General features: G+C 49.4%; 12 protein-coding genes. 1 reads left to right on the top strand and 11 read right to left on the bottom strand.

The genetic code is table 11. The features are described 5' to 3' along the window. Window positions 1-25 precede the first annotated feature (25 nt). From ACOBQJ_RS14125 to ACOBQJ_RS14075, 11 genes are all read right to left on the bottom strand, one after another. The gene (locus ACOBQJ_RS14125) at window positions 26-1051 is read right to left on the bottom strand and encodes a lipid II:glycine glycyltransferase FemX (protein WP_421072413.1); all 1026 of its coding nucleotides are present in this window, start codon (window positions 1049-1051) and stop codon (window positions 26-28) included. Next, window positions 1048-1794: a hypothetical protein gene (locus ACOBQJ_RS14120; RefSeq protein ID WP_421072412.1), complete on the bottom strand. Its 747-nt coding sequence runs from the start codon at window positions 1792-1794 to the stop codon at window positions 1048-1050. The genes ACOBQJ_RS14125 and ACOBQJ_RS14120 overlap by 4 nt, the downstream gene beginning before the upstream one ends. Before the next feature lie 41 nt (window positions 1795-1835). Further along, window positions 1836-2078 carry a hypothetical protein gene (locus tag ACOBQJ_RS14115; protein ID WP_421072411.1) on the bottom strand — a complete coding sequence of 81 codons (243 nt, stop codon included), beginning with the start codon at window positions 2076-2078 and terminating at the stop codon, window positions 1836-1838. 132 nt (window positions 2079-2210) lie between these two features. Continuing rightward, window positions 2211-3014 (bottom strand): DUF1616 domain-containing protein, encoded by an 804-nt coding sequence (locus ACOBQJ_RS14110; RefSeq protein ID WP_421072410.1) that lies wholly within the window; start codon window positions 3012-3014, stop codon window positions 2211-2213. 61 nt (window positions 3015-3075) lie between these two features. Then, window positions 3076-4017, bottom strand: a complete 942-nt coding sequence (locus ACOBQJ_RS14105) for a glycosyltransferase family 2 protein (protein ID WP_421072409.1) — start codon at window positions 4015-4017, stop codon at window positions 3076-3078. A gap of 14 nt (window positions 4018-4031) precedes the next feature. Then, window positions 4032-5138, bottom strand: coding sequence for a DegT/DnrJ/EryC1/StrS family aminotransferase (locus ACOBQJ_RS14100; RefSeq protein WP_421072408.1), 1107 nt, complete (start codon window positions 5136-5138; stop codon window positions 4032-4034). Next, a complete protein-coding gene (locus tag ACOBQJ_RS14095; RefSeq protein ID WP_421072407.1) occupies window positions 5119-5892 on the bottom strand; it encodes an acyltransferase in 774 nt (257 codons plus the stop codon). Before ACOBQJ_RS14095 ends, ACOBQJ_RS14100 begins: the two co-directional genes overlap by 20 nt. Window position 5893: 1 nt before the next feature. Beyond that, on the bottom strand, window positions 5894-6913 hold the full coding sequence (locus tag ACOBQJ_RS14090) for a Gfo/Idh/MocA family protein (protein ID WP_421072449.1): 1020 nt from the start codon (window positions 6911-6913) through the stop codon (window positions 5894-5896). A 49-nt stretch (window positions 6914-6962) separates the two neighbouring features. Next, window positions 6963-8303 (bottom strand): nucleotide sugar dehydrogenase, encoded by a 1341-nt coding sequence (locus ACOBQJ_RS14085; protein ID WP_421072406.1) that lies wholly within the window; start codon window positions 8301-8303, stop codon window positions 6963-6965. A 4-nt stretch (window positions 8304-8307) separates the two neighbouring features. Then, window positions 8308-9558 (bottom strand): NAD(P)/FAD-dependent oxidoreductase, encoded by a 1251-nt coding sequence (locus ACOBQJ_RS14080; protein ID WP_421072405.1) that lies wholly within the window; start codon window positions 9556-9558, stop codon window positions 8308-8310. Between the two features lie 280 nt (window positions 9559-9838). Beyond that, complete coding sequence (locus ACOBQJ_RS14075) at window positions 9839-10993, bottom strand: right-handed parallel beta-helix repeat-containing protein (protein ID WP_421072404.1); 1155 nt, start codon at window positions 10991-10993, stop codon at window positions 9839-9841. Between the two features lie 258 nt (window positions 10994-11251). On the opposite strand from ACOBQJ_RS14075, the gene ACOBQJ_RS14070 reads away from it, so the two are divergent. Further along, the gene (locus ACOBQJ_RS14070; protein WP_421072403.1) at window positions 11252-12076 is read left to right on the top strand and encodes a YveK family protein; all 825 of its coding nucleotides are present in this window, start codon (window positions 11252-11254) and stop codon (window positions 12074-12076) included. Window positions 12077-12078: the final 2 nt, after the last annotated feature.

Genomic DNA, 12078 nt, shown 5'->3' with positions numbered 1-12078 from the left:
TTGACTCGTCACTCATGGCCGGGTATCAGCCAAAGTGTTGAAATATAATATCGCTCAGCTTTTTATAAATACATATCGGCATGGTGTTAATGGCTCTGGCAGCCAGCCTGAGTTTAAAATCGCTGCGGTCATGGCCGATGGATTGGGGACTTCCCGGATAGCAGCTGTAATACAATTTCTTTTCTGCCGCACCCCACCTTTTTTTGAACTCGATCAGCCCCGCGTTCTCAGAATCTGCCCGCCCAAAATCAAAAATCAGGTATCCGGCACGGCAAAAATCCTCAATACATTTCCATATAAAAGAGTAATATGGATAATATTTTAAATTTTCCGGGCTGGAAGCTCCGTAAGCATAGAGAGCGGTATCCTTATAGCAGAGCATTATGCCTCCGCCGATAATCTTCCCATCGTGTTTGGTGATGTACAGACGGACATAATCTTTTAGAATATCAAATAAATTGGCAAAGAAGCTCCATGGGTGGCATGGAACACCGATACCTCTTTTATTTATGCAGTTCAATTCATAGAATCTTTTTAGATCCTCTGTTTTTTTTGTCGCCTCGGCAGACACCCCCATGTTAGCCGCTTTTTTTATGTTGCGTTTAGCGTTGCTGTTTAATTTTTTCCATATCTTTTCAGGTTCCGGCGATAATTCCAACAGGTAAGTGTGAAATTTGTTTTCTGTAGTAAAACCGCTTGCGGCTGCTGCGCTTCTGATTTCCAGGTAATCCAGACATAAGTGTTTGTAAAGAGACAGCGCCTCGTCCATGACGGTGTCAAAAGCGCTGTCGTCGCCGATAAAGCCGCATAGATGCGAAAATGGGACAGAACACAACCTGCTGCCGGTGATTTTGCTTTTTATACTGAAAAGAGGCAGCATGGCTGTTACTCTCCCTGTTTCGTTCAACGTAAATAAATAGTGAGGTTTATAGGTAAAAGTTTTTTCCAAAAACAGTTTCCATTCGGGAGTGTGGTAAATCGTGGCAGCCCCACAGTTATTAAGAAAATCATTCCATTGGTTTTCTTCAACTGCGCTTACGACCTGTATCATTTCCTCACCATCCCCAAAAATATCTTGCCGATGTTGTATACAGAGTCCCTGGCATAATTCAGCAGCCAATCGATATTATTAATGGCCCACCGCTCCGGGTGCGCATTAATGTATAATGTGGAAGGCCTGCCGCTTCTCATTAACTGAATAAGGTCGTCAGTGCCGTTGATAAAATAACCTGTGTTCCCGCTGTTCATAAAATCTCTGATGTTATTCTTTGAGTTCCAGCCGCGGCCGGTATCAGTAAAATAGTGCACATCTTTATTAAAAGATAAATAGCCTTCACCAATAATGCCGAAATCCCTGAAATCGGATGCTTTCCATATATCGCGGTTGTCATGCCGGGATAACGCGCGGCCATGCATGCAAATGGTTTTCACTTCGCATTTTTTTCTCATTTCCTCTAATTCATCAAAAAATAAAATTATCGCTTTTTCTTGATCTCCGTTAGTTTTACTCAGAGTCTCGTAATGATATCCGATTTCATGTCCCAGACTGGATATACTTTGAATTAATCCTGGCTTGAACGTATACGGGTACCTGAAATAGTAGGTCGAATTAATGCCCAAATCATTCTCTAATTCAGCTATTTTTAAAGCGCTGTTAACTTTTCTGTCAACGTCATGCCTTAAAATAACTGTTTTATTATTTATGGCCTTATTATTTGTTAAATAAGAATAAACAGATAGGGGAGTGTAGCCGCTCTCCAACATGACCAGACATAAATCTTTGTACTTAGCCAATGTAAAATCAAGCATAAGATGTCACCTTTAATGTTGAATTATCATAAGTTTGAAATAATCAACTTGACCCTGGTTAATACAATCAGGCCAAACAAAAAAAGCAGGGGTAAAATAACTTTTTTTAAAATGCGATCTACGTTATGTAACTGCTTGATCTGCTCAGGATCGCCGGCTGATTGCAGCTTTACAACGGTTAACTCCCTGCCGGCCAGCGCGGCAATCAATACCAGGGCGATAATCAGTCCGAGGACCGCCGCAATTTTACTGCCCGTTAAGGAAACCATTATTGTATTAAAATTAAGCGTCAGAATCACCTGTCACCCTTTCAAAAGGAATGGGGACACACCATAGCGGAACGGGGACACACCTCTATTCGGAGCCTGAATTATTCGCTGAGGAATGTCCCCAATACGGGGTTAAGGTTTTACGTCTACCCATAAGTGAATGGACCTGTATGGTACGCTTTCCCCGTCTTTTGTTAAGAGAAATTCAACCATCATTTTATTTTTTGGCTTCCCGGCGGATATTCCGATATTACCTTCCCATGTTTGGCCGTGTTCCAGTTCAATCGGGCCAATATCCTTCTTTTTAGAGCCGTCCAGGCGCAGCTCCACATTATATGTCACTCGGCGCTGCTCGTGGTTGACCACTCCCAGGAAAACCTGTTTGGTTTCATTTGTTTTCAGTTCCCCGGGGTAGTCTCCGATTTTGCCTGCGGCGCCAAGTACATAGAACTCTGTATATATTTCACCGGTCCTTTGATTGGCAGAGGTAAGGCCCAAAGTGCCCAGGCCAATAAATATAATGCCTGCCAGTGTCACCAGGAGGACCCTGTCATTCCTGGGCATCTCCAGCCACCCGGGTTTTGAAAAGCGCCACGAAAGTGTATAGCGCTCCCCATGAGGAAGTCTCTTTCGCCTGCTTAAGCTGATCATTGACATGACAGACGTAAAAAGGAGCACAATGATCAGTACCGGGTAGAGACTTATTCCCCAGGGGGTGTGGTTCAAGATTAGGCCCAGCAGAGGCACCACCGCGATGCTGAGCCCGAAACTCAGCACTATTCTCTCAATTCCGCCCATGTCCTTTTTGCCCGGTAAGAGCGCCGTTGTAAGCGTGTAGCCGGGAAAAAAGAGGATAAAAGGCAGTGCCAGGACGGCTCGCAGCGGGCTTGCCGCTCCAAGGCTGATTAATATAGCTAAAAAAACTGATATGCCCAATATAACCTGAAACTCGTTATTCAGCTTGAACGGCCGCCCCCGCAACAACTAACACATCCTTTTATCCGTAATTATCAAAGGACCTGGCACGTGAAGCCTTAAGCCGGATAAACGCGTCTGACACTATTGACAGGAAAACCAGCAGGACGCCTGCCAGAGATAAAATAAACCCTGTTTTTACGTATGACTGCGCCAATACACTTGCCAACAGGGTCAACATGCCGGCGGACAGAAATATGAAACCGGAAAGATAGCAAACACCCGGTAATTTTGGCCGCGGGTAAATATATTGATGCATGATCCGCCAAAGAAAATTCCTGAACAGCAAAAACGATACTTTCCTCATATAGCTCCCGTAGCGGATCTTTGATTTTTCTTCGCCATAGCGGGCGGGGATTTGCACGTCCAGAACGCGCAAACCAAGGACATTCAGCTTTGTCAGCAGGTCATTGCAGTATCCGTAACCACGGTAAATTCTCTCCAGATCAAGCCTGCTTAAAGCTTCCCCGGAAATTGCGGTATATCCGTTCTGCGGGTCCTGGACCGTCCAGCAGCCGGACGAAATTCGTGTCAGCTGCGTAAGCAGTAAATTTCCAAATTTTCTCCACCGGCTCATCCCTTCCGCAAGGCCTCTCCTTGACAGGCGGTCGCCTTTGCTGTAGTCCGCTTTCCCCTCGGCAATGGGGTCTAATAGTTTGGGTAATTCCCCGGGGTCCATCTGATCGTCCCCCGCCATGACCGCTACAATATCCAAACGGTCCTGCAAAGCGCGCCGGTATCCTGTGACAATGGCCGCGCCTACTCCAAGGTTTTTTTTGTGCCTTTGGATTACCACGCGGAAGTCTCGTCCTGAGCGGACAACGCTGATTGTTTTATCTGTCGAGCAGTCATCGACAACGTATATTTTATCAACATATGCCGGCATGTTATCAAGGACTCTGCTGATAAGGACCTCTTCATTATAAGCGGGGACCACCACACCGATTGTTTTGCCGCGGTACATAATTCCACCCTCGTTTATATCCGAATACTCATTAATGCTTCTGCCAGGCTCTTTACAACAAAGCCTAACTGGTTATCTGACATCTCCGGATATAGCGGCAGGGCAAAAGTCTCCCTGGAAACCGTCTCAACTACCGGCAATGCTTGAGTGCCGGTATGTCTGTAAGCATCCTGAAGGTGCAGGGGAACCGGGTAATATATTCCACAATCGACGCCCGCTTTTTTAAGCGCCGCGATTATTTCATTCCTTGCTTTATGGCGGACAATATAAAGGTGATAGATATGCTTCGCGCCTGCCAGTTCCACCGGCGTTTTGACATCCAGCTCCGTTAACAATTCGTTGTAATGGTGGGCTTTCTTTCTCCGCGCCTCATTCCACTGGTCCAGGTATTTGAGTTTTACCCGCAGAATTGCCGCTTGCATTTCATCCAGCCTGCTGTTGTACCCGACAATTTCATTGAAATACTTTTTTCGGCTTCCATGCGCTCTTAACACCTTGACCCGCTCGGCAAATTCCTGATCATTGGTTGTAATCATGCCGCCGTCCCCGTAACAGCTGAGGTTCTTGGTGGGGAAGAAGCTAAAACAGCCCGCGTGCCCCACAGACCCGGCTTTGCGTCCCTTGATAGACGCGCCGATGGCCTGGCAGGCATCCTCGATCACAACCAGGTTGCGGCGCTCCGAGATTTCCATGATTTCGTCCATCAAGGCAGCCTGGCCGAAAAGGTGTACAGGCAGGATCGCCCTGGTGCGGCCGGTTATTTTTTCTTTAATCCGTGCCGTGTCCATATTGTACGTGTGTTCGTCGATATCGACAAAGACCGGAATGGCGCCAAGTCTCGACACCGCCTCGGCCGTGGCGAAAAAACTGTATGAAGTGGTAATTACCTCGTCTCCCGGCCCAATGCCGTAAGCGTCAAGACTAAGGATCAGGGCGTCCGTCCCGCTGGCGACGCCGACCGCGTATTTTGTGCCGCAGTAAGCCGCTATTTCTTCCTCCAGCGCTTTTACGTTCGGACCCTGGATATATTGGCCGCTTTCCAGGACTCCCCGGATAGCAGCGTTGATTTCTTCTCTTATAGATTCATACTGAGATTTCAGGTCAACGAGAGGGATCCTCATCTTTATCCTCCTGGCAGTATTTATTTAAAAGTTCCCTTACCGGTACTGGCTTAAATTCTCTCGCGGGCATGCCTTTGTACATTCTTCCCGGCAATGTGTCTCTTGTCACCACCGAACCCGCCGCGATATAACTTTCTTGCGCGACCTTAACACCGGGCAGTAGAATAGACCCGCCCCCGACCCTGGCGCATTTCTGGACAGTGGCGCCCCTGATGTGTTGAAACCGCTCCTCGGTACGCCCCATGAAATTGTCATTAGTTGTCGTTACCATGGGGGCGATAAAGCACTGCTCGTCAATAGCTGTGTACGCGGTTATGTATGCTCCGCTCTGGATCTTCGTTTTGCCGCCGATGTTAACTGCATTCTCGACTATAACGCCAGTGCCGATGATCGCTTCATCCCCTATTGAACAGCCTTCACGCAGGACAGCCGTATCACCTACCAGGCAGCAGGAACCTATCACCGAGCCCGCGTACAGGACCGCTCCCGCTCCCACGGTGGTCCCCGCGCCAATTTTAAGGGGCGGGAGGTTTTGTGACACCTTAACCGTGCTGGTTTTTGCGGGGCGGGGAGGGCGGCCGATGACAGCATTAGATTCGATGTAAACTTTATCACCGATAATAGTGCCCTTGTAGACGGTAACGTTATTGCCGATGGTTACGTCCGTGCCGATAATTACACCGTCACCAATAACCGTGTTGGAGCCTATGCTGACGTCAATGCCGATCTCCGCGGTACGGCTGATATTGTTCATTCTACGCGCCTCCTTGCATTGTCACCTTAACAGGTCTGCGGCTGGTGACCGAATCATAAATCGCCGAGATCAGCCGCAGTGACTTGAGCGCCTCGCGGCCTGAAACCAGTGGTTCACGCTTGCACAGCACAGCGTCCGCAAAGTCATGGAGGATATCCTTGTGGCCTCCTGTATTGCCTGTTTGATTTAGTCTATTAGCCTGGTTAAACGCCTCTTCGCTGGAAAGAGAGGAAAACGACCACTCCATGACCTGCGACATCGTCCTGCCGCCAAGCACGGCTGTTCCCTCGGTACCGAAAAAGGAGAGGCTTTCTTCCAGGTTTTCAGGGTAGACAGTCACGGCTGCTTCAATAATTCCCAGCGCGCCGTTACTGAACTTTAAAACACATGAGCACACGTCTTCACATTCAATTTGGTGCATTCTTGACGCTCCGTAGGCAAACACTTCGCTGACAGGGCCCGCCAGCCAGTTCAGCAGGTCAATCAGGTGGACGGCCTGGTTATAAAGGATACCGCCGTCAAACGCGCGGGTTCCCCGCCAGGGCTCCGACCGGTAGTATTCCGGCCGGCGGTTCCACCTTAAGGTTGCGTTGGCGTGGGTAATCTTGCCGAACAAACCTTTATCAACCGCATTTCTTAAAGCCTGAACGATGGGTTTCATCCTGTTCGGATGGACTACCCCCAGCCTGACGCCTTTTTGGCGGCAGGCCTCGGCCAGCCTGACACCGTCTGCCAACCTGAGTACAAAGGGCTTTTCTATTAATACATGCTTTCCCGCGGCTGCCGCTTTTTCACCCATGGAGGCGTGCAGGCCGCTGGGGGAGCAGACGATTACAGCGTCAATATTTTTATCTTGCAGCATCTCAGCATAGTCACTGTAGGCTGCAGCGCCGAACTGCCCTGCCAGAGATTCGGCGCGTTCCCGCCTGATATCGCAAACGGCGGCCAGCCTGGCGATATCCATTCCCTTTAGAGCTGCCGCATGTTTTTTTGATATATGCCCGCAGCCCGCGATAGCCATCTTTATCACGCTAACATCCCCATCACAGCAAAAATCCTGATTGGCATTTTTAAATGAGAACAACTTTTTTCTGGCCTGTTTTGATTTTTTTGGTGGCGTTCTTCGTGTCAATCACCAGGTTTGCGCAGGACACTACTTTTTCATAGTCAACGTTGGTATGGTCCGCCAGGATTAACACACAGTCGCAGGATGACAGTTCACCCGTGTCCAGTTCCACTCTTTCGTAAGGGTAGCCGTACAGGGCTTCTACGTAGGGGTCAAAGAAGACAACATTGGCTCCATAATCCTGCAGCTCCCTCATGATAGTGAGCGCGGGAGACTCCCTGTAGTCACTCACGTCTTTCTTGTAAGCGACTCCCAAGACTAAAATCCTGGCGTTTTTCATTGACTTTTCCTTACTGTTTAAAGCTCTAATGACCTTATTAACGACGTAGTAAGAGGCCTGTATATTTATCTCTCCCGCAAGCTCAATAAACCGTGTCGGGAAGTCGTACTGCCGGGCTTTCCATCCCAGGTAGAAAGGGTCTACCGGTATGCAGTGCCCGCCGACGCCAGGCCCGGGGTAAAAGGTTTGTATGCCGAAAGGTTTTGTTCCAGCCGCGTCAACGACTTCCCAAACATTAATGTCCATTTTATCGCACAGCATCATCAGCTCGTTGACCAGCGCGATATTGACAGCCCGGTATGTATTTTCAAATACCTTGGTCATTTCAGCCACAGCCGGTGAAGATACCGGGACAACATTTACAATGGTCTGGGAGTAGAAATACTTGGCAACGTCCAGGCAGGCGGGCGTTACCCCGCCGACTACTTTTGATGTGTTGCTGGTTGTATAACGCTTGTTGCCGGGGTCTACACGCTCAGGTGAATAAACCAGAAAAAAGTCCTTTCCCGCTTTTAAACCGGTGGATTCCATCAGGGGCAGGACCACTTCCTCGGTAGTCCCGGGGTAGGTTGTGCTTTCCAATATTATGACCTTGCCGGGTTCCAGCCGCTTCATGATTTCCGTGGCGGCATCTTCTATACTGGAAATGTCAGGCTCCCTGTGTTTGTTTAACGGGGTTGGCACGCAAATTATAATGATGTCCTGATCCTTAATCTGATTGTAGTCGCAGGTGGCCTTGAGACTACCGCTCCTGACCAGCTGCAGCAAATCCCCGTCACTGACATCATGGTTGTAATTTAAACCTTCATTTATCTGTTTTACCTTGACGGCGTCCTGATCTATGCCGAGAACAGGGAAACCGACCTTTCCTTTTTCAACGGCCAGCGGCAGGCCGACATAACCCAGACCGATTACACAAACTCTGGCAGCCCTGGTCTTAATAGCTTTTTTCAGGTTATCAACCCAGAAATTATCCGCGCTATCACGGTTAACATAAACAGTCATTTTTTTATACCTCTTGTTCCAGATCCGCGCAATTCAGATTCATGCTGCTTTTTAAGGCGCTGCCCCAGTTCAATACGCCCAGCATCCCCTTTAAAAATTTCGTTTTCCAGGGGCCGGCGCCGGAGAGACTGCGGGACAGCCAGGATGGAAAGTCTATGTCCCCCTGTTCCAGAATTGTCTTTTGCCAGAATGGTTTATTTAAAAAGCGCAAGATAGTATCTATTTCATGATCATCCAGGTTTGAATAATTCAGGCGGTGGCTGATGCCGCTGCGGATTTCGCCGCCAAATTCCCTGTGCCAAAGTTCCTGGTACCGGGCAAGTCTGGCCTGTGACAAATCGTCCTCATCAAGCGCCTGGACCGCCACGGCCGCACACATTTGCGCTCCCCGCAAGCCCAGGTAAATGCCTCCGCCTGAAATGGGCTTGGTCTGACATGCCGCGTCTCCCACCAGCATAGCGTGATCAGAATAAATTTTCGGCATCAACCCCATTGGGACGGTGCCGCCTGTATACCTGACAATTCTTATTCCTCTAAAATGGTCCGGGAACCGGTTAATTAATTCATTCAAACAATACCGGGGAGAACATGCCTCCCTGATAAAAGCGTACCCCGCGCCAATCCGGCACCTCTTATGGTCCAGCGGGATGATCCAGCCAAACCAGCCAGGCGAGAACTCACGCCCCAGGAAAATGTCCGCCAAACCAGTGCATGTGCGGTTTAATTCTGAATCCGCGGCGCAGATGACTGCTTTATAGGCTCCCGGCTGCAGGTTAAGCCACCTGGCCGCCCGTGATTTAGCCCCGTCGGCGCCTACAACTAAACGCGTCGAGAAGGAGATGTCTTTTTGCTTTTTGCAGCCGCATGAAACCAGGTAACCTCCGGGAGTTTGTTCTAACTCCCTTACCCTGGTCCCGGTCAGCAAAAAAGCTCCTTCAGCCTGTGCCTGCTCCGCCAGTTCCCGGTCGAACATAGATCTATCCACGGCTGCCGCCCATGTACGGCCGCCGGCTAATTCCAGGCATGCCCCCAGGGGTGAGTAAACGCGGGCTCCTTTTAGTTCATTAATTAATATTTTTGAGGATACGCCGGACAATTCAATGGCGCGCCTGGAAAGCAGCCCCGCGCACTGTACGGGTTCCCCCACCAAATCATGTTCTTCTAAAATTAAAACCCTGAAGCCGTGAGCGGCGATATGCTTTGCCGCAAAACAGCCGGCCGGGCCGCCGCCAATTACTATTACATCAAAGTCCATGCAAAATTCCCTTTAAATATTTAATTATTTTCCTCGGGAAGGAAATGTTGTAATAACGTTCTTTTGCAGTATATGAATGGTAATTATATATGGTTACCGGCGCCAATCTTGTCTATCGCTGCGAGGCCGGCCGAGTGCCTGTTAATATTTTTAAATTGAATGGTATGAAATACTTGTACTTGTATCATGGCTGTAATAAAAAACAGACCCCCGAACTAACGGGGTCTGTTAGAAAACATCATGCTCTTTTAATGATTTTCACTTTTGATTATAGATCAAGCTACAGGCGGTTGTGTGAAACGCTGTTTCCCTGGATGATGTTGCCGGAGGATGATTCCGCCTCTGAGATTCCCTGCAGGTTATTCTTGACAGCAGTGTTGCCGGTGACGATATTTTCCCGGGCGTTAAACAGGTAAATCCCGGCCAGCCCGTTACCTTCGCAGCGGTTATTGGCGAAGATGTTGCCCCGCACCTGCAGAGTAGAGTCTCCTAAACCTTGGAGGAAGATGCCGTTTTTCTTGTTTGATACGCACTGGTTTCCAGTGACATGGATCCTCTCAGCTCCATATCTGATTCCCGCAGACAGGTGAACGCCGTTCTCAGAATTTGCTCTTAATATGTTTCCCTGCAGGATAAGGTTAGACACTTCCAGCAACCTGATGCCGCTGAGACCATTTTCATAGGCGGTGCACCCGACAATGCTGTTGTAGTCGTTCGCTCCGCTGTCGCCGGTGCCGCCGGACACCTGGAAGCCAGATCCCGAGTTGCCGTAAGCGGTACAGCGGATAACGAGCACATCCCTGACCATGTGCCCCTGATTTGCCTCAAGGTCAAGGCCGCACTGGGGATCGGTGCCCGCGGTGCCGCTGAAAACACAGTCCATGATCAGGGCGCCCCGGCAGGCTACCACGGACAGGCCCTGCCTCCGGTTGCCTTCACAAATACAATTGATTATTTGGATGTCCTGAGAGTAAGGGTTTATATCTGAAGAACTTATGTAAATGCCGTCTCCCCAGCAATCTCTGATGGTCATACCCTTGATTGTAATATTCCTGCACCCGGAGATGCTGACGCCCATACCCCACTCGCCGCTGGATCCGGTGTGGCTGTGGCGGTCACCCAGGATAGTGCCCCCTTCGATAAAAATACCCTCTTTGTCCTGCAGCCTGAAAACCTGGTAGCTTTCGGCCTCGCTGCTGATTACTTTTAAAAAGGCGTTAGGAGACAAATGGATTTCTTGACCGCTGCACGGGCTTAAACCGAATTGCGCGTTAATGAGATAAGTGCCGTCAGGTACCCATATGTTTCCCCCTGTATCCAGTGCCGCCTGAATAGCCGCGGTGTCATCGCCCTGCCCGTCGCCCGACGCATTGTACGGAGATTCCTTTACGGAAACCCAGCTCTCGCCCGGGGGGGGATCGCCCTTGTTAAGCAATATTAATTCCGCCTCACGTTTGTCCCAGAGGTACCAGCCGCCCAGGATTCCCGATAGGAAAAAGATAACCGCTGCGGCTAAAATGGTCCTTCTTTTTTTCAGAACAAATACACATCCCTTCTCATAAACTGGTTGTATTGAAGAAGCAAAATATGGGTGGACAAAAAAATATTTCCATATTGTTAGAATATTAAACAGGCATTACTAATATATGTTTTTATACAAAAATATTTCCATTTTTAAGGAGGCGATCGATAAGTGCAGAGGGATTATGAAGAGGCTGACCTGAAAGTGTTTGGGAAGTTATTAAAAAAACGGCTGTGGCTGATTGTCCTGGTGACGCTGCTTTGTGTGGGGGCTGCCGGTGTTGTCAGCTATATACTTTTGCCGCCTGTTTACGAGGCCGGGACGGTCGTGCTGCTAACCCAGGTAACCGATAAAACACCGGTAGTCACCCAGAAAGATGACCTTAATACCATCACCAACACCATACCGCGCATACCCGTCCTGACCATGAGCTCTTATTTATTGCAGATAAAAAGCGATGCCCTGATGAGCCGGGTTATAGCAAAGCTTAACCTGGAGGAAGAGGGCTACACCCCCCGCGGGCTGGCCGGGCAGGTAAGGGCCCGGGCAGATGAGGGCGCCAACTTGATTGAAATCACCGTCAGTAGCAGGGACCCGGTCCGGGCGGCGGAAATCGCCAATACCTTATGCCTGGAGTTTGTCCTTTATATGAATGAAAAGAACCGGGAGTTGATGGACCAGTCCATCGCATACCTGCGGAACCAGAGGGCGTATGTCGCAAAGGACCTGGCCGGGGCCTCGATGGAATCCGAAAAAGTCAGGCTTAATGATACCCTGGTCTACCTGGACAGCAGAATTGCCAAAACCCAGGTTGCCAGGTCCATCGACCTGGGCAGCACCAACCTGGTGGTAATATCCGCGGCCAGTATACCGGAAGTCCCGGTTAGGCCGCGCAGGGAGATGAACATGGCGGTAGCCCTGGTCCTGGGACTGTTTGTGTCAATAATACTGGCTGTAAATATTCCCGCCAGGAGAACTGCTGAACATTACGCTTAATA

The sequence above is a fragment of the Pelotomaculum propionicicum genome (assembly GCF_048984525.1).
GTDB classification, from domain to species: domain Bacteria; phylum Bacillota; class Desulfotomaculia; order Desulfotomaculales; family Pelotomaculaceae; genus Syntrophopropionicum; species Syntrophopropionicum propionicicum_A.
The sequence above is the reverse complement of the archived record's forward strand: the minus strand, read 5'-3'. Positions and strand labels throughout refer to the sequence as shown.